Origin of the sequence: Sphingomonas sp. MS122 (assembly GCF_049532975.1) — a bacterium.
In the GTDB taxonomy this organism is placed as follows: Bacteria; Pseudomonadota; Alphaproteobacteria; order Sphingomonadales; family Sphingomonadaceae; genus Sphingomonas.
This window is the reverse complement of record NZ_CP186695.1, coordinates 1,391,661-1,408,975: the sequence shown is the minus strand read 5'-3', so window position 1 is coordinate 1,408,975 and position 17,315 is coordinate 1,391,661. Positions and strand designations below refer to the sequence as shown.

The window sequence follows — 17,315 nt, the reverse complement described above, 5'->3', positions numbered from 1 at the left end:
GATGGCAATTTCGTTCGTTTCGGGCGAAACCGGCGGGGACATGGGGACCGGAGAGGCTTCTCGACGCCGCCTGCGGCGAACGGTCGAGGCCGGCGCGTGACCGCCGACGCGCGCCCGGCCCCCTCCGACGACATCGCCGCGCTCGCCAAGGGCGGGCGAACCAACTTCTTCGGATTCGTGTTGCGGCTCGCCGCGCGCCTGCCCTTCCTGTTCATCGCCGGGCGCCTCTACGGGCCGGAGATCGTCGGGCGGTTCGCGCTTGCGATCGTGGTGGTCGAGTTGGCGGCGTTGCTTGCGACGCTGGGGCTCAAGCGCGGGCTCGCGCAAGCGCTGGCCTCGACCGATCGCCCGCACGCACATGTCGTGTGGGACGGGATGGTCGTGGCCTTCGTCGTCTCGATGATCGCGAGCGCGGTGCTCTTCACCTTCCCGCAGATCATGTACGCCAACAGCCAGGTCACCGGGCTGGAGGGGCTGCTGCCCGTGATCGTCTTCGCGATCGCCTGGTCCGACGTCAGCCTCGCCGCGCTCGCCTATCGCGGCAATGTGAAGGCGGCGGTGACCGCACGCGCGATCGTCGAGCCGTGGACGATCAGCATCGGCGCCTGGGTGCTCTATTACGCCTCGTCGCGCGACGGCCTCATCATCGCCTATGTCCTGTCGATGGCGGCGGCGCTGGTGGCGAGCCTCGTTCCCTTCATCCGCAGCTACGGCCTGCCGCACGGCTGGTCGCCGCGGGTGACGCCATTGCTTCAGCTCGCGCGGCGCAACGTCCCGCTCGCCGGCGCCGACGCGATCGAATGGGGCACGCGCAACATCGATCGCTTCATCCTCGGCCTGCTGTTCCCGCCGGCGATCGTCGGCATCTATTACATGGCGCAGCAGGTCGCCTCGATCCCGCAGAAGCTCAAGACCAGCTTCGACCCGATCCTGGGCCCGGTGATCGCGCGCAACCTTGCCGCCGGGAACCGCGCGGCGATCGCCGAGCAGGTGAAGCAGGTCGCCTTCTGGATCATCACCGCGCAGGCCGCCTTGCTGCTGATGGGCGGCATCCCGGCAGAGGGCGTGATGGGCGTGGTCGGCCCGCAGTTCGTCGCGGGGGCTGGCGCCTTGTGCTTCCTGCTCGCCGCCGAGGTGCTCGCCTCGCCCGGCGCCGTGTCCGAGGCGGGACTCGTCTACATGGCGCGGCACCGCAACCTGATGGTGTCGATGCTGCTGCTCGGCTTCCAGGCGGCGCTCTCCTTCGCGCTGGTCTTCCTGATGCGCGACTTCGGCTGGGACGTGAATTATCAGGCGGCGGGGCCCGCGGTGGCGCTGGCGGTGACGCTCGCGCTGGGCTCGACGATCAAATGCTGGATGCTGGCGCGGATGACCAAGGCATCGGTGTTCAGCCTGCGCCCCGGCTTCGTCGCGGCGATCGTGGTGGCCGGCACCGTCGGCTGGGCCTTCACCCAGCTGCCCCACCATCTCGAATGGATCGAGCTGTCGGTCGGCGTGCCGGCGATCTTCCTCACCTATTTCGCCGTGATCGGCAAATGGGCGTTCGGCGAGGAGGATCGCAAGCTGTTCAAGAAGCTGCCCAAGGAGGGCAACGCCTAGCTAGTTTAATTCGACTGCGTCGAATGCGCAGGTGGCCGAGTGGGGAGCCGGCCGGTGCCGCTTCAGCGAAGCTGAGAACTAATGCCGGAAGTGGCGCATTCCGGTGAACACCATCGCCAGGCCCGCTTCATCCGCCGCGGCGATCACTTCCTCGTCGCGGATCGAGCCGCCGGGCTGGATCACCGCCGTCGCGCCAGCCTCGACCGCGGCGAGCAGGCCGTCGGCGAAGGGGAAGAAGGCATCCGAGGCGACCGCCGAACCGATCGTGCGCGGCTCGCTCCAGCCGGCCTTGTCGGCGGCATCCTTCGCCTTCCACGCCGCGATGCGGGCGGATTCGAGGCGGTTCATCTGCCCCGCGCCGATGCCGGCGGTGCTGCCGCCCTTGGCATAGACGATCGCGTTCGACTTGACGTGCTTGGCGACGGTCCAGGCGAACAGGCAGTCGGCGAGCTCCTGCGCCGTCGGCGCGCGCTTGGTGACGACCTTGAGGTCGGTCTGCGTGACGCGGCCATTGTCGCGCGACTGGACCAGCGCGCCGCCGGCGATCGTCTTGAGCATCAGCCCCGGCCGCGCCGGATCGGGCAGCGCGTCGCAGACCAGCAGGCGCAGGTTCTTCTTGGCGGCGAAGATCGCCTTCGCCTCGTCGCTCGCGCCCGGCGCGACGACGACTTCGGTGAAGATCTCGCCGATCGCCTTCGCCGTCTCGGCATCGAGCGGGCGATTGAGGGCGATGATCCCGCCGAACGCCGACACCGAGTCACAGGCGAGCGCGGCCCTGTAGGCGTCGACCAGCGTATCGGCGGTGGCCACCCCACAGGGGTTGGCGTGCTTGACGATCACCACCGTCGGCGGGCCGTCGCGGAACTCGCTGACCAGCTCGAGCGCGGCGTCGGCATCGTTGTAATTGTTGTAGCTGAGCGCCTTGCCCTGGAGCTGCTCGGCCTGGGCAATGCCCGACGCAGCCGGGCCGGCCGGGAGGTAGAGCGCGGCCGCCTGGTGCGGATTCTCGCCGTAGCGCAATTCCTCGCCGCGCCGGAACACCAGCGGGAGTGTCGCCGGGAAGCGTTCGCCCTGATCGGCGAAGGCGAACCAGCTCGCGATCGCCGCGTCGTACTGTGCGGTCAGCGCATAGGCCTTGGCAGCGAAGCGGCGGCGATCCTCGAGACTGGTCTCGCCCGCCGCGACCACGTCATAGTCTGCGGGATCGGTGACGATCGCGACATAAGCGTGGTTCTTGGCGGCCGAGCGGACCATCGAGGGACCGCCGATATCGATATTCTCGATGATCTCGTCGCGGCCCGCTCCCTTCGCCACGGTCCGCGCGAAGGGGTAGAGATTGACCACCACCAGGTCGATCATGCCGATCGCATGCTCGCTCGCCGACGCCATGTGCTGGGCATCGTCGCGCACCGCGAGCAGGCCGCCATGGACCACCGGGTGGAGCGTCTTGACGCGGCCGTCCATCATCTCCGGAAAGCCGGTGAGGTCGGAGATGTCGCGCACCTCCAGCCCCGCGTCGCGCAATGCCTTGGCGGTGCCGCCGGTCGAGACGAGCTCGACACCCTTTGCAGCAAGGGCTTGTCCGAGCTCGACGATGCCGGTCTTGTCGGAGACCGAGAGGAGAGCGCGCTTGATGGGGATGCTGGTCATGCGCGCGGCCTTTAGGCAACCCGCCGCTGGCTGCAAACCCCCTATCGGGCGCGGTGGAACAGCCAAGAGACGCTGACGCCGCCTGCGGGAGACTCGCCGGTCAGCACGAGCTGCTGGGTTTCGCGCGGAATCCCGCGCCCGTCGACCCACACGCTTTCCTCGATGCCGAGCGCTGCGCCGCCGGCGCGGAACTGCCATGCCGCGCCCGACGGCGTACGGAGCAGCGCGCCCGCGCCGTCGGCGGTGGGCGAGATCTGCACGCCCGGGTGAAGATGGAAGCGGATCACGAAAGGGATCGGACCCGGCTTGCCCCGGCGGCCGGCCGGGATCAGGCTGTCCTCGCCGCGCACGTCGCGCCCGTCGGCGCCGAGCGCGATGCGACGGCGATGAATGACGCCGTGGCGCCGGACATAGCCATCGTGACTCGCCTCGATCCGGCTGGCCGTTTCGGTTTCCTGACGGCTGAGTTCCATCTCCGCGACGCCGCGGCCGAGCGTGCCGTCGGGATGGATCGCGGTCGAGTTGCTGTCGCGGACGACCAGGGTCGAATGCGCCGCGGTGGTGCGCAACCCCTCGGCGAGGCCAGCGGGCAGGCGCAGGTCCGCACCGCGCGCGCCCCCGCAGCTCACGACGATCCGGTCGGGCCCGTCGGAGAATTCGAAGGCCAGGGTGGAGGCGCAGCCACCCTCCATCACGCGCGCGATCGGCGGCGGGGCGGCATCGACGATCAGCACGGTGCGCTGCTGGGCGAGACGCTGATAGCCCCATTCATGCGCCTGGCGCAGCGGACGGACGCGCACGCCGGTCGCCGCGACGATCTCGCCGATCCGGTCGCCGTCGACCGGCACGCCGCCCTGCCAGCTCGCGAGGCCGCGATCGCCGTGGCAGACGCCAAGCAATGCCGTGACCATGCGGGTGAGCGCGCGGCTCTGTGCTTCCGGCGGAGCGAGCCTGCGCGCGGCATAGGTTTCGCGCAGCAGCGTCAGCAGCATGATCGCGTCGAGCAGAGCAGCCGGCGAGCGGCCGGTGATGCCGCCGTCCTCGCTCACCGATCCCGCCAGCGCGCGCGCGAGACCCGCTTCGCCGAACGCGCGGCGCGGATCGCCGCCAGGGATCATCAGCCCCGCCGCGAGCACGCCGCACCATGCCGCGATGCGCGGCGCGCCGAGCGGCACGCGGTCGGCGGTGCGGTCGAGATGCCGCGCGCCCCGTGCCAGCGCGTGCAGCACCTTCGAGCGGTAGACGAGGTCGGTGCTGGAGAGGATCAACGGCGCATGCGCGGTCCAGAACAGGATGCGGCGGCCCCACAGGTCCGCGCGCCACGCGGGATCGGTGACCTTGTCGGCATGGACGCCGAGCCATTTGCGCATCAGCGCCTCGGCTACCGGCGCGGCCTGCTGGCGAGTCGCCACCGTCGAGAGATCGCGCAGCCAGGCGAAGCTTTGGAAATAGTCGCCGAATGGCTTCGACCAGCCCGGCTTGGCCGGGTCCAGCGTCACCACCGCATGATTTTCGCCGCGGAAGGACAGCTTGCCGTCGAGCAGCGCGTTGCCGCGCCCCGGATCGCCGAGAAACGGATCGTCGGCAACCGCGATCAGCTTGAGCGGGTGGCGGCCCTTGAGCCGCAGGCCGTGGAGCGGGGTGCGCCAGGCGAGGCGATGAAAATGCTCGGACAGGCGATCGGCGAGCGAGAGGCCCTTGTCGCCTCCGGTCCGGATCAGCCGCTTGCCCTGCTCGATCCCGTCGGCCCCCGTCCCCTCGACGGCATTGTCGTCGCCCTGCTCGATCACCCCGCGCGCAACGCCCGGATGTTGTCGGCATAGGCCGAGGGGCCGCCCTTGAACGCCGCGGTACCGGCGACGAGCGCATCGGCGCCCGCGGCGATCACCCGCGCGGCGTTGCCCTGATCGACCCCGCCGTCCACCTCGAGATCGATCTGGCGACCGCTGGTGTCGATCTTCGCGCGCAATGCCGAGATCTTGGAGAGCTGGCTCTCGATGAACTTCTGCCCGCCGAAGCCCGGGTTGACGCTCATCACCAGGATCAGGTCGACCAAGTCCATCACGTGATCGACGACGTCGACCGGGGTCGCCGGGTTGAGCACCACGCCGGCGCGCTTGCCGAGGCCCTTGATCGTCTGGATGGTGCGATGGAGATGCGGGCCGCTCTCAGGGTGGACCGAGAGGCAGTCGGCGCCGGCATCGGCGAAGGCCTGGAGCATCGGGTCGACTGGCGCGATCATCAGATGGACGTCGAACGGCTTGGCGCTGTGCGGGCGCAGCGCCTTCACCACAGCCGGGCCGATGGTGAGGTTGGGCACGAAATGCCCGTCCATCACGTCGATATGGACCCAGTCGGCACCCGCTTCGTCGATCGCGCGCACCTCCTCGCCCAGTCTGGCGAAGTCGGCGGAGAGGATCGAGGGGGCGATGCGGACGGAAGTCATACCGGTCCTTTAACATCTCCCGAATCGCCCGCAACACGCATCAGGCGCGCCATGAAAAACCCGTCGAGCCCGCCTTGTTCCGCGAGCATGCCGGGAAGCGTGCGCAGCCAGCCGCGCGCGTGCGCGACGAGGCCCTCGGGCAACTCGTCGGCGAGCACGCGGTCGATCGCGAACTCGGGATGCTCGGCGAGGAAGCGCTCGATCTGGCGCTCGCCCTCCTCGGGCTCGAGCGAGCAGGTGGCGTAGACCAGCAGCCCGCCGGGGCGGACCCAGCGCGCGGCGCGGGGAAGGAGCCTGGCCTGAAGCTCGGCCATCTCGGCGATCACGCGGGGACGGACGCGGTGGAGGACGTCGGGGTGGCGGCGGAAAATGCCGGTAGCGCTGCACGGCGCGTCAAGCAGCACGGCGTCGGCCTCGAAGCCGGGCTCCCAGGTCAGGAGATCGGCGGTCACGATGTTCGCGCTGAGCCGCGTACGCTCGAGATTCTCCGAAAGTCGCGCCAGACGACTTTCGGAGATGTCGACCGCGGTGACCTCCCAGCCCGACGCGGCGAGCTGGAGCGTCTTGCCGCCCGGCGCCGCGCAGAGATCGAGCGCGCGGCCGGTCCCGCCGCCGATCAGGCGGGCAGGAAGCGAGGCGGCAAGGTCCTGCACCCACCAATGGCCCTCGGCATAGCCGGGAAGATCGGGAACGGACGCATCGCCAGTGACGCGCACGTGATCGGGTAGCAGGCGCTCGCCGAGCAGCTCGGGCATCTCCGTCCGCAGGGTCAGATCGAGCGGCGGGGGGACCGCGATCGCGGCAGCGGCGGCATTGGCGACGCGCTCGCCCCAGTTGCCAGCAATGCGGGCCTGGACTTGCGCCGGGAGCGACGGGCGCTCGGGCAGCGTGGCGCGATTGCGATTGAGCGTGCCGAACACGCCATGGACGAGCTTGCGCGGGCCGCCGTCGGCCAGCGGCAGCACGGTCGAGATCGCGGCGTGGGGCGGCGTGCCGAGGCGAAGCGACTGGGCAAGGGCGATACGGAGGACGAAGCGCGCCTTGGCGTCGTCCGGCAGGCGCTGGCGCGTGGCGCTGTCGATCAGCGCGTCGAGATCGGCGAGCCAGCGCAGCACTTCGGCGGCGATGGCGTGGGCAAGGCCGCGGTCGGGCGGGGCGAGGCCGGCGGTGGACGCATCGAGCGCCTGCTCGATGGCGAGGCCGCGGCGCAGCACTGCGTCGAGCAGGCGCAGCGCGGCCCGGCGTGCGGGGACGCCGGGCGGATCGGAAGGAGGACGCGCCAAGGCCTAGCCGCGCCGGTTGGGGTCGAGCGCGCTCGAGCGGCGCGGCGCTCGTCTGAAGCCGAGCGCCGAGGGTCGGGAAGTTGACATAGTCGACACTTCCGAGGGGTTTCGCGGCTCGGTGTCAATCGCCGCCGCCGGGTGGCCCATCTCCCGCGCGAGCGCTTCCAGCGCCGCGATGCGGTTGCCGGTGTCGGGGTGAGTCGAGAACCAGCTGTCGCCGCCGCGCGCGAGGCCGGGGACGATGTAGAGCTGGGCGGCGGCGGGGACGCGCTCGGCGACCGGGTTGGGCACCGCCGCGGCACCGCGCGCGAGCTTGGCGAGGGCGGAGGCGAGCGCGCGCGGATTGCCCGAAATCTCCGCACCGCCGCGGTCGGCACCGTACTCGCGGGTGCGGCTGATCGCCATCTGCACGATCATCGCTGCGAAGGGCGCGACGATCACCGCGAGGATCGTGGCGAAGATCGCGCTGCGATCATTCCCGCGGAAGAACATGCCGAAATTAGCGAGCATCGAGATCGCGCCGGCGATCGTCGCGACCATCGTCATGATCAGCGTGTCGCGGTTGCGGACATGCGCGAGTTCGTGCGCCATCACCCCCGCGATCTCGTCGCGGGTCAGCATGCCGAGCAGCCCGGTGGTCGCCGCGACCGCCGCATGCTCCGGGTTGCGGCCGGTGGCGAAGGCGTTGGGGTGAGGCGAGTCGATGACATAGACCTTCGGCATCGGCAGGCCAGCGCGCTGGGCGAGGCTCGCCACGAGGCCGTGGAACTCGGGCGCGGTGGCCGCGTCGACCTGCTTCGCGCCATGCATCGACAGCACGATCTTGTCGGCGTTCCAGTAGGTGAAGAGGTTCATCCCCACCGCAACCAGCAGCGCGACGATCATCCCGCCGCGCCCGCCGAGGGTGAACCCCAATGCCATGAACAGCGCGGTCAGCGCCGCGAGCAACATGGCCGTCTTGAAACCGTTCACTTGGATATGCTCCATTCAGTAGCGGTACCGGCCCGCTCCACCCGGCCACCCAACGGCAGTATCATATGGGTGGCCGGTGGCGGAGCGGGCTGGTACCGGTCGGCAAAGCCGACTAACCACGCGCCCCAATGTGGGGGATCGACGCCACCGCCGCAATCAGGACATACCCATGGGCAAGCGCCCCGATCATGTGAAGCCGCCCGCCTATCTCTCGAAGAGCCCGCCGGTGCCCAAGCCCGAGCCGGGCAAGAAGGCCGAAACCGATCCGCTGGGCGAGGATCCCACGCGTTTCGGCGACTGGGAGCGCAAGGGGATCGCGGTCGATTTCTAGAGCGCGTCGCGAATCTTCAGTACCGTGTTCCAGTTGCGCGCGGTGTTGACCGGGTCGAGCCTGGCCTTGCCCATCGCCGGATGGAGGGTCGAACGGCCCTGGCCGTCGGGGAAATCGATATAGAGCTCGCGCCCCACGACGTGCATGCGTTCGGGGCCGTCATGGATTTCCGCGAGGCGCGCCACGGCCGCCTTGTCGACGGGCATACGGTGGAAGGTGACCGTGACGAAGCTCGGGCGCTCGCGGGTAGCCTCGGGGAAGGGGTTGGCATCCGCGACGGCCTTCATCTCCTCCGGCGAGCGCACGAAGATCTCGGACTTGAGCCCGGTCGCCTTGGCCAGCGCGTCGTGGAGCTTCCTCTCCAGCGCCGCGGCATCCTTCTCGTCCGCGGTGAAGACGACATTGCCCGAGGCCAGCAACGTCTTGACGTCAGTGAAGCCAAGGCCCTCGACAGCGGCCTTGAGCTCGGCCGACTTGAGCTGGCGCTTGCCGAGGTTGATGCCTCGCAGCATCGCTGCCCATCTCATGCGTGCTCCTCCCGCAGCGGCCGGCTGAGCAGCGCATCCACGACCTTGCCGACGGGCGTGCCTTCGAGCAGCGCGCAGACCGCTTCGGTCACCGGCATGTCGACGCCGGCGGCCCTGGCGGCCTCGCGCAGCACCGGCGCGGTCGCCGCGCCCTCGGCGACGGTGCGGCGGTCGGCGAGCAGCTCGGCGGCGCTGCGGCCCTGGCCGAGCCCCATGCCGAGCGAGAAGTTGCGCGAATTGGTCGAGGAGCAGGTGAGCACGAGGTCGCCGAGGCCCGACAGCCCCGCCAGCGTCTCGGGGCGGCCGCCGCGCGCGACACCGAACCGGGTCATCTCGGCAAAGCCGCGCGCGATCAGGGCGGCGCGAGCGTTGAGGCCGAGCCCCGCGCCCTCGACGACGCCGCAGGCGATCGCGAGCACGTTCTTGACCGCGCCGCCGATTTCGGCGCCGGTCACATCGGACGAGCCGTACGTGCGGAAGGCGGGGCCGGCAAGGCGTGCGGCGAGGCGCTCGCGCAGGTCATCGTCCTCGCAAGCGAGCGTGACCGCGGTTGGCAGCCCCTTCGCCACCTCATGTGCGAAGGTGGGGCCGGAGAGCACCGCAACCGGCGCGTCCGGATGCAGCTCGCGCGCGACTTCGGCGACAAGCTTCTGCGTGCCCGCCTCGATGCCCTTGGCGCAGAGCACGAGCGGCCGGCCGGCAATGGGCGCGTCGGCGAGGACGGCGCGAAGGAACTGGGCCGGGACGACCACCAGCAGCGCTTCGGCTTGGGCAAGATCGGCGAGGTCGTCGGTGGCGCGAATCCACGGGGAGAGCGGGACGCCGGGGAGAAAGAGCATGTTCTCGTGCGCGGCGTTGACTGACGCGATGACGTCATCCTCGCGCGCCCACAGCGCGACCGGCTCACCGCCGCGTGCCGCGACCTGCGCGAGCGCGGTACCCCAGGCGCCGCCGCCGATGACCGCCAGTCTCATCCCTTCACCCCCGCACCGCGCACCTTCTCGGCATCCGGATCGAGCGGCCAGCGCGGGCGCGCGGGCAGGTCGAGCGGATCGGTGAGGCCGAGCGCGAACCGCTCGGCCCCGGCCCAGGCGATCATGGCGGCATTGTCGGTGCAGAGCCAGAGGGGCGGCGCGATGAAGGGCAGGCCATGCTCGGCAGCGAGCGTGGTGAGCGCGGTGCGGACGGCGGTGTTCGCGGCGACCCCGCCGGCGACGACGAGCGCGGTGGCTTCGGGCGCCTTGCCCAGCGCGATGCGCGTGCGATCGACCAGGCAATCGACCACCGCCTGCTGGAACGAGGCCGCGAGATCTTCGGGAGCGAACTTGCCGACCTTGCGCGCGACGTCGCTCTTGAGGCCGGCGAAGGAGAAATGCGGCTCGCCCGAGCCGACCAGCGGACGCGGCAGCGGCACAGCGCGCGGGTCACCCGTCAGCGCCGCGCGCTCGACCGCGGGGCCGCCGGGAAAGCCGAGGCCGAGCAGCTTGGCGGTCTTGTCGAAGGCTTCGCCCGCGGCGTCGTCGATCGTGGTGGCGAGGCGGCGATAGCGGCCGACGCCCTCGACCAGCAGCAGCTGGCAATGGCCGCCCGAGACGAGCAGCAGCAAATAGGGAAAAGCAAGGTCGGGCTCGGCGAGGCGCGGCGAGAGCGCATGCCCCTCGAGATGGTTGACCGCGACCAGCGGCTTGCTCGCGGCATGCGCCAGCGCCTTGCCGGTGACGAGGCCCACCATGACGCCACCGATCAGCCCGGGACCGGCGGTAGCGGCGATCGCGTCGACATCGGCCAGCGTGACCTTCGCCTCGTCGAGCGCCGCCTCGATCAGCGGGCCGAGCGCCTCGACATGCGCGCGCGCGGCGATCTCGGGCACCACCCCGCCATAGGGGCGGTGCGCCTCGTCCTGCCGGGCGAGGCGGTGGGCGAGGATCTGGCGGTCGCCGGTGACCAGCGCGGCGGCGGTTTCGTCACAGCTCGATTCGAGGCCGAGGATCAGCATCGCCCCGATCTAGGGAGTTGGGGCCGGATTGTCGAAGGCTCAGAGATTCTGACCCTTTCTGGACGCCAAGGCGAGCTTCTCGACGAGCGCATCCGGGATCGGCCGGCTCGGCGAGAAGGTGATGCCGGTCTTGGTCGACTTGAGCCCCGCGGCGGCAATGTCGTCGGCATGCGACGCGATGGCCGAAGGCGCCAGATAGAGCCCGCATTGCCTGCTGAACGCGGCATAGCCCGCGATGATCGATTGTCCGATCCTGAACCCCGGCATCTTATAGGCGATGACTTCCTCCGCGTCGGGCAGCGCGTGCGCGAGTTGCGCGCGCAACCGAAACAGCAGCGGGCGGAGGTCTTCCGGGGCCCCGGCGATATAGGCCTCGTGGTCAGCGGGCATGGCCGGCGCTCAGGACCGGGCGAGCGATGCCGCCACCCTGGCCTCGGATTGCGCGTGGAGCGCCCAGAAATCGCGCACGGGCTCGCCCTTGAGCAGGCCTTCGAGCACGGCGAGATGCGAATGCCAGCCGCCGCCGAAATTGGCCATCGGCGCGGGGCCGGTGATGCCGCTGTGCGTGAGGACGAGGCGGGTCTTGCCGCCGCCCGCGTCGGACAGCTCGAAGCGAGCGATGCCCTCCCTGCCCTCGTCCCAGCTGATTGCGAAGACGCGCGGCGGGTCGAACTCGACCACCGTCTCGCGCCCGACCGCGCCCTTCCACTTGGCGTAGGGCTCGGGATAGGGGACGTCGTCGGCGGAGAGATTGTCATGGTCGAACACCAGTTCGACCGTCTCGCCGACGGCGTGCGCGTCGGTCCCGCCGGAGAACCACTGGTAGCGCAGCTTCGCTTCGGTGAGGTAGCGCCACACCGTCTCGGGCGCGGCATCGAGGATGCGCACCATGCGCAGCGTGTCAGGGGCGAGGACTTCCATGTCGGCGAGCGTGTCGGTCATCGGGGTCACTCCGTGATGCTGGCGAGGCCGTCGAGGATCAAGCTCCAGCCGCGGCGCGTCTGGTCCTCATAGGCCGCCCATTGCGGATCCATTTCGTGGGTGAGGGTGAGCGTGCAGCCGGTTTCGGTGGGCGCGATATCGATGCTGACGCGAGTCCATTCGCCTTCACCGGCCGGATCGGCGGCGAACAGGAAGACCAGGCGGGTGGGGCGTTCGATCACCTCGAACTGCAGCCGGTGGCCGGCATCGCCGCCGGGACGCCGCTCGACAATCAGCGCACGGCCGCCGACGCGGGCGTCGATCTCGACCGTCTGCATCTCGCCGTCGGACGTGGCGAAGAGAAAGCGGCGCGCCTGATCCGGGTCGAGCCAGGCATCGAACACGCGCCCGGGCGGCGCGGCGAAGTCGCGGCGGACGGTGAGGATGACGGGCTCGGTCATTTGAGGTTGAGCTGCCACGAGATGCCGAACCGGTCGCTGACCCAGGCGAAGCGCCTGCTCCAACCGTAATTGTCGGGGGGCATCAGCACGCCGCCGTCTTGGGACAGCGTCTCGAACAGCCGGTCGAACTCGGCTTCATCGGCGCATTCGAGGAAGAACGACCATGAGGGGGTGAAGTCGAAGCCGTGGGTGACGAAGCTGTCGTGCGCCATCACCGCCTGCCCGGCGATCGTCGCATAGCCGCGGAGCACGGTGCCCTCGGGGCCCGGGCCGTCGGCACCGAATTTTTCGAGCGTCCCGATGCGGCTGTCCGGGACATGCTCGGCATAGAAGGTGAGCGCGGCTTCGGCCTTGCCGCCCTGGAACATGAGGAAGGGAGTCGCCTTGGCCATGGATCAGGCTCCCGTCTCGTCGACCACCGGCACGAAGCCCCCATAGATCATGCGCTTGGGATCCATGAGGTTCATCTCCTCCGGCACCTGCTCCATGCGCGGATCGGCGGCGACGGCATCGTTGCCCTTGTCGCGCGCTTCCTTCGACGGCCATTCGATGAACGAGAAGACGACGGTCTCGTCCGGCTTGGCCTGGACCGCGCGGTAGAAGTCGGTGACCTCGCCCCTGGGCACGTCGTCGCCCCAATTCTCGATCACGCGCAGCGCGCCATGATCGACGAAGATCTTCGCGACGCGTTCCGCCATCGCGCGGAAGCGTTCGCGATTCGCGGTGGGCACGGCGAGCACGAAGCCGTCGATATAGGTCATTGCGTCCCTCCCTTCGCGGTGTCGCGGATGAGCGCTTCGAGCGCGTCGAGGCGGATGTTCCAGAACCGCTCCCATTGCCGCAGCCACTGATCGGCTTCGGCGAGCGGCTCCGCCCGGAGCCGGCAGAGCTGGGTACGGCCGGACTTGCGGCGCGTGATCAAGCCGGCGCGCTCGAGCACCTGGACGTGCTTGGACGCGCCGGCGAAGCTCATCGCATAGGGCTGGGCGAGCTCGCCGATCGACTTCTCGCCGAGCGCGAGGCTGGCGAGCATGCCGCGGCGCGTGGGATCGGCAAGCGCGTGGAAAGTCATGTCGAGTCGTTCAACCATTTGGTTGAGTTACGACTCGGCGCGCCAACTGTCAACCAAACGGTTTAGCTTTTGGCGAGCACCGAATCCGCGACGAAGGGGTTGGTGCGGCGTTCCTGCGCGAAGGTGCTGGGCTGGCCGTGGCCGGGAACGAACACCGTGTCGCCGCCAAGCGGCCAGAGCTTGCCGGTGATCGCGTCGATCAGGTCCTGATGATTGCCCATCGGGAAATCGGTGCGGCCGATCGAGCCCTGGAACAGCACGTCGCCGACGATGGCGAGCTTCGAGGGCGCGTGATGGAACACCACATGCCCCGGGGTGTGACCGGGGCAATGATAGACGTCGAGGGTGAGGTTGCCGACGGTCACCGTGTCGCCATTCTCGAGCCAGCGGTCGGGCTCGAAGATGCGGCCGTCGATGCCGTAGTTGCGGCCGTCGTCCTCCAATCGGCTGATCCAGAAGCGGTCGGCCTCGTGCGGGCCCTCGATCGACACGCCCAGTTCCTTCGCCAGCAGCCCCGCCTGGCCGCAATGGTCGATATGGCCGTGGGTGATCAGCAGCTTCTCGATCGTGACGCCATGCTGCCGTGCCGCCGCCTTGAGCCGGTCGAGGTCGCCGCCGGGATCGGTGAAGGCGCCGCGCATCGTCTGCGTGCACCAGATCAGCGTGCTGTTCTGCTGCAGCGGCGTGACCGGCACGATCGCGGCGCGCAGCGGGGGATCGGAAGCGTCGTTCATCGCGGGTGGAGATAGGCGGGCGGGAAGCGTGCAGCAACAGAGGGTTGCGGTGCGGCGTGCGGGGTTGCAATGCGGGCCGATGCTTGGCCCGGCCCCCTTCGTGCTGCTCGACGATGCCCGGCCGGGCGGCGCCGATGCGCGGCTCTACCGCGATCCGGTGCGGATCGTGGCGGCGCATGCGCAGGGCGAGGTGCGGGAGGCGCTGGCGGCGCTCGACGCGGCGCGCGGCGCGGGACTGCATGCGGCAGGCTACCTCGCCTATGAGGCAGGGCATGCGCTGGAGCCCAGGCTCGGCCCGCCCGCCGTGTCGGGGCCGCTGCTGTGGTTCGGGCTGTTCGAGCGCTATGAGACGGTCGCCGCGGCGGACGTGCCGGCGGTGCTGCCCGATCCGGCGGGTGCGTGGATCGGCCGGCCGCGCCCCCGGATCGGCCGCGCCGACTATGACGCAGCCTTCGCCCGGGTGCGCGAGTGGATCGAGGCAGGGGACATCTACCAGGCGAATCTGAGCTTCCGTGCGAGCGTGCGCACGCTCGGCGATCCGCTCGCCGCCTATGCCGCAATCCGGACGCGCGCGGCGGCGGGCTATGGCGGGATCGTGTGGACCGGAGAGGACTGGCTGCTGTCCTTCTCGCCCGAGCTGTTCGTCGCGCTGCGTGACGGCGAACTGATCGCACGGCCGATGAAGGGGACGACGCCGCGCGGGGCGACGCCCGAAGCGGACGAAGCGGCCAGGGCGACGCTGGCGAGCGACCCCAAGCAGCGCGCCGAGAACCTGATGATCGTCGACCTGATGCGCAACGACCTGACGCGCATCGCGCAGCCGGGCAGCGTGAAGGTGCCCGAGCTGTTCAAGGTCGAGACCTATCCGACGCTGCACACGATGGTCTCGACCGTCTCGGCTCGGCTCGCGGACGATACCAGCATCGGCGAAGTGCTGGCGGCGACCTTCCCGTGCGGATCGGTGACCGGTGCACCCAAGATCCGCGCGATGGAGGTGATCGGCGCGGTCGAGCCCGATGCGCGCGGTGCCTATACCGGCTCGATCGGGCGGATCGACGCAAATGGCGACGCGGCGTTCAATGTCGCGATCCGCACGCTTCACTTGCCTGGCGGCAGCGAAACCGCGAGCATCGGCCTCGGATCGGGCGTGGTCGCGGACTCGCGTGCGGGGGAAGAGTGGGACGAATGCCTCGCCAAGGGCGCGTTCCTGACGAGGGGGCAGGGGCAAGTGGATCTGATCGAGACCATGGCGTTCGATCCCGCGCGCGGCATTCCGCTGCTCGAACGCCATCTCGCACGGATGAAGGCGAGCGCCGAGGCGCTGGGCTTCGTCTTCGACCGGCATGCCACGCGCAACGAGCTGCAGGCGGCGACCTTTCGGTTGCGCAAGGCCATGCGCGTGCGGCTGCTGCTGTCGGCGCGGGGCAATGTCGCGATCGGCACCGCGCCGATGCCCGCCGCGCCCGAGGCGCCGGTGGCGGTGGCGATCCGGCCCCGCGAAGTCGCGCCGCGCGACTTCCGGCTCGCGCACAAGACCAGCGACCGGCGCATCTATCCGCGCGTCGACGGCGCGTTCGAGACGCTCTATGTCGATGGCGAGGGCTATCTCACCGAGGGCAGCTTCACCTCGGTGTTCGTCGAGCGGGACGGCAGGCTGCTGACGCCGCCGCTGGCCCGCGGCATCCTGCCCGGCGTGCTGCGCGCGGAGCTGATCGCGAGCGGGCACGCGGTCGAGGCAGAGCTGATCCCGGCCGATCTCGCCCAAGGTTTCTTCATCGGCAACGCGCTGCGGGGACTTGTTGCGGCTGTTACGGTTGCGGAGGAGCGACAAGCGGACCTATAGGGCGCGCGTTCCCTCCAGACAGGCCATCGCCCATGCAGACCTCCGCCGCGCTCAACCGTATCCAGCCCTCCGCCACGCTCGCGATGACGAGCCGCGTGTTCGAGCTGAAACGGGCCGGCATCGACGTGATCGGCCTGGGCGCGGGCGAGCCCGATTTCGACACGCCCGACTTCGTCAAGGAAGCCGCGATCGAGGCGATCCGCAAGGGCGTGACGAAGTACACCAATGTCGACGGCACCCCCGAGCTCAAGGCAGCGATCGTCGGCAAGTTCGCGCGCGACAACGGCCTCACCTATGCCGAGAACCAGATCAGCGTGAACTCGGGCGGCAAGCACACCCTGTTCAACGCCTTCTGCGCGACGATCGACGCGGGCGACGAGGTGATCGTCCCGGCGCCCTATTGGGTGAGCTATCCCGACGTGGTCGAGTTCGCCGGCGGCAAGCCGGTGTTCATCGCCGCGGGCGCCGACCAGAACTACAAGATCAAGCCCGAGCAGCTCGAGGCGGCGATCACCGCGAAGACCAAGTGGGTGGTGCTCAACTCGCCCTCCAACCCGACCGGCGCCGCCTACAGCGCGGCCGAGCTCAAGGCGCTGGGCGAGGTGCTCGAACGGCACCCGCACGTGCTGATCTATGCCGACGACATGTACGAGCACATCCTCTACGACGGCTTCGAGTTCGCGACGATCGCGCAGGTCTGCCCGGCACTCTACGACCGTACGCTGACCGCCAATGGCGTGTCCAAGGCCTATGCCATGACCGGCTGGCGCATCGGCTTCGGCGCCGGCCCGCAATGGCTGATCAAGGCGATGGGCAAGCTCCAGTCGCAATCGACCAGCAACCCGTGCAGCGTATCGCAGGCGGCGTCGGTGGCGGCGCTCAACGGCGACCAGTCGTTCCTCAAGGACCGCGCCGCGGCGTTCCAGAAGCGCCGCGACCTGGTCGTCTCGATGCTCAACCAGATCAACGGCATGAACTGCCCGCGCCCCGAAGGCGCCTTCTACGTCTATCCCGAGTTCAGCGCGCTGATCGGCAAGACCACGCCCAAGGGCCTCGTCATCGACAGCGACGAGACGATGGTGGGTTATCTGCTCGACGATGCCAAGGTCGCGGCGGTGCACGGCGCGGCGTTCGGCTTCTCGCCCGCGCTGCGCATCAGCTATGCGACCAGCGAGGACGTGCTGACCGAGGCGTGCGGGCGCATCCAGGAGGCCTGCGCGGCGCTGCGTTAGTCCAAGCGCCGCTTACGCGGCGCGGTACCGCAACCTGAACGACCAATTACGTTGCGGCCAGCCAACGTTCATCGGCGACAAGTAGAACTTCTCTTGGATTCGCGGGCGGCGACCCCATCTCCGCCCCCAACCAAGACAAAGGGTCTAGTCATGCGTGCGATGTTCAAGTCGCAGTTCCTGCGGCGTTTCCTGGCCGGCTTCTCGCTTGGCGCGATCGGCATGGTCGCGTTCAACATCGAGCAGGTCGC

General features: G+C 69.6%; 19 protein-coding genes. 4 read left to right on the top strand and 15 right to left on the bottom strand.

The genetic code is table 11. The annotated features are described in order from the left end of the window. Positions 1 to 96 precede the first annotated feature (96 nt). Positions 97 to 1,599, top strand: coding sequence for a lipopolysaccharide biosynthesis protein (locus tag ACO227_RS06780; protein ID WP_423606319.1), 1,503 nt, complete (start codon positions 97 to 99; stop codon positions 1,597 to 1,599). A 78-nt stretch (positions 1,600 to 1,677) separates the two neighbouring features. On the opposite strand, the gene purH is transcribed toward ACO227_RS06780, so the two are convergent. From purH to htpX, 5 genes are read right to left on the bottom strand one after another with little or no spacing between them, the layout of a single operon-like run. Then, entirely contained in the window at positions 1,678 to 3,249 is a 1,572-nt protein-coding gene (gene purH / locus ACO227_RS06775; protein WP_423606317.1) for a bifunctional phosphoribosylaminoimidazolecarboxamide formyltransferase/IMP cyclohydrolase, read from the bottom strand. Between the two features lie 41 nt (positions 3,250 to 3,290). Continuing rightward, positions 3,291 to 5,039 carry a heparinase II/III family protein gene (locus ACO227_RS06770; RefSeq protein WP_423606315.1) on the bottom strand — a complete coding sequence of 583 codons (1,749 nt, stop codon included), beginning with the start codon at positions 5,037 to 5,039 and terminating at the stop codon, positions 3,291 to 3,293. Beyond that, positions 5,036 to 5,695: a ribulose-phosphate 3-epimerase gene (gene rpe / locus ACO227_RS06765; protein ID WP_423606314.1), complete on the bottom strand. Its 660-nt coding sequence runs from the start codon at positions 5,693 to 5,695 to the stop codon at positions 5,036 to 5,038. Before rpe ends, ACO227_RS06770 begins: the two co-directional genes overlap by 4 nt. After that, complete coding sequence (locus tag ACO227_RS06760) at positions 5,692 to 6,978, bottom strand: RsmB/NOP family class I SAM-dependent RNA methyltransferase (protein WP_423606313.1); 1,287 nt, start codon at positions 6,976 to 6,978, stop codon at positions 5,692 to 5,694. Before ACO227_RS06760 ends, rpe begins: the two co-directional genes overlap by 4 nt. Before the next feature lie 3 nt (positions 6,979 to 6,981). After that, positions 6,982 to 7,950 (bottom strand): zinc metalloprotease HtpX, encoded by a 969-nt coding sequence (htpX, locus tag ACO227_RS06755; RefSeq protein WP_423606311.1) that lies wholly within the window; start codon positions 7,948 to 7,950, stop codon positions 6,982 to 6,984. 169 nt (positions 7,951 to 8,119) lie between these two features. On the opposite strand from htpX, the gene ACO227_RS06750 reads away from it, so the two are divergent. After that, complete coding sequence (locus ACO227_RS06750; protein WP_423606310.1) at positions 8,120 to 8,281, top strand: DUF1674 domain-containing protein; 162 nt, start codon at positions 8,120 to 8,122, stop codon at positions 8,279 to 8,281. On the opposite strand, the gene ACO227_RS06745 is transcribed toward ACO227_RS06750, so the two are convergent. From ACO227_RS06745 to ACO227_RS06700, 10 genes are read right to left on the bottom strand one after another with little or no spacing between them, the layout of a single operon-like run. Beyond that, entirely contained in the window at positions 8,278 to 8,808 is a 531-nt protein-coding gene (locus ACO227_RS06745) for a DUF1697 domain-containing protein (RefSeq protein ID WP_423606308.1), read from the bottom strand. The genes ACO227_RS06750 and ACO227_RS06745 overlap by 4 nt on opposite strands. Beyond that, a complete protein-coding gene (locus ACO227_RS06740; protein ID WP_423606307.1) occupies positions 8,805 to 9,782 on the bottom strand; it encodes an NAD(P)H-dependent glycerol-3-phosphate dehydrogenase in 978 nt (325 codons plus the stop codon). Before ACO227_RS06740 ends, ACO227_RS06745 begins: the two co-directional genes overlap by 4 nt. After that, the gene (tsaD, locus tag ACO227_RS06735) at positions 9,779 to 10,804 is read right to left on the bottom strand and encodes a tRNA (adenosine(37)-N6)-threonylcarbamoyltransferase complex transferase subunit TsaD (protein WP_423606305.1); all 1,026 of its coding nucleotides are present in this window, start codon (positions 10,802 to 10,804) and stop codon (positions 9,779 to 9,781) included. Before tsaD ends, ACO227_RS06740 begins: the two co-directional genes overlap by 4 nt. A 39-nt stretch (positions 10,805 to 10,843) precedes the next feature. Further along, entirely contained in the window at positions 10,844 to 11,194 is a 351-nt protein-coding gene (locus tag ACO227_RS06730) for an iron chaperone (protein ID WP_423606303.1), read from the bottom strand. Positions 11,195 to 11,203: 9 nt separating this feature from the next. Next, positions 11,204 to 11,746, bottom strand: coding sequence for an SRPBCC family protein (locus ACO227_RS06725; RefSeq protein WP_423606301.1), 543 nt, complete (start codon positions 11,744 to 11,746; stop codon positions 11,204 to 11,206). Positions 11,747 to 11,751: 5 nt separating this feature from the next. Then, positions 11,752 to 12,186, bottom strand: a complete 435-nt coding sequence (locus tag ACO227_RS06720; RefSeq protein WP_423606299.1) for an SRPBCC family protein — start codon at positions 12,184 to 12,186, stop codon at positions 11,752 to 11,754. Next, on the bottom strand, positions 12,183 to 12,578 hold the full coding sequence (locus tag ACO227_RS06715; protein WP_423606298.1) for a VOC family protein: 396 nt from the start codon (positions 12,576 to 12,578) through the stop codon (positions 12,183 to 12,185). The genes ACO227_RS06720 and ACO227_RS06715 overlap by 4 nt, the downstream gene beginning before the upstream one ends. Positions 12,579 to 12,581: 3 nt before the next feature. Then, positions 12,582 to 12,947: a DUF1428 domain-containing protein gene (locus ACO227_RS06710; RefSeq protein ID WP_423606296.1), complete on the bottom strand. Its 366-nt coding sequence runs from the start codon at positions 12,945 to 12,947 to the stop codon at positions 12,582 to 12,584. Then, positions 12,944 to 13,276 carry an ArsR/SmtB family transcription factor gene (locus ACO227_RS06705; protein WP_423606294.1) on the bottom strand — a complete coding sequence of 111 codons (333 nt, stop codon included), beginning with the start codon at positions 13,274 to 13,276 and terminating at the stop codon, positions 12,944 to 12,946. The genes ACO227_RS06710 and ACO227_RS06705 overlap by 4 nt, the downstream gene beginning before the upstream one ends. A 44-nt stretch (positions 13,277 to 13,320) precedes the next feature. Then, positions 13,321 to 13,992, bottom strand: coding sequence for an MBL fold metallo-hydrolase (locus ACO227_RS06700; RefSeq protein ID WP_423606292.1), 672 nt, complete (start codon positions 13,990 to 13,992; stop codon positions 13,321 to 13,323). Positions 13,993 to 14,071: 79 nt separating this feature from the next. Here ACO227_RS06700 and pabB point away from each other — a divergent pair, with 79 nt between their 5' ends. Both pabB and ACO227_RS06690 read left to right on the top strand, forming a co-directional pair. After that, positions 14,072 to 15,835: an aminodeoxychorismate synthase component I gene (pabB, locus tag ACO227_RS06695; protein WP_423606290.1), complete on the top strand. Its 1,764-nt coding sequence runs from the start codon at positions 14,072 to 14,074 to the stop codon at positions 15,833 to 15,835. 32 nt (positions 15,836 to 15,867) lie between these two features. Next, positions 15,868 to 17,067 (top strand): pyridoxal phosphate-dependent aminotransferase, encoded by a 1,200-nt coding sequence (locus tag ACO227_RS06690; protein WP_423606288.1) that lies wholly within the window; start codon positions 15,868 to 15,870, stop codon positions 17,065 to 17,067. The last annotated feature ends 248 nt before the right edge of the window (positions 17,068 to 17,315 follow it).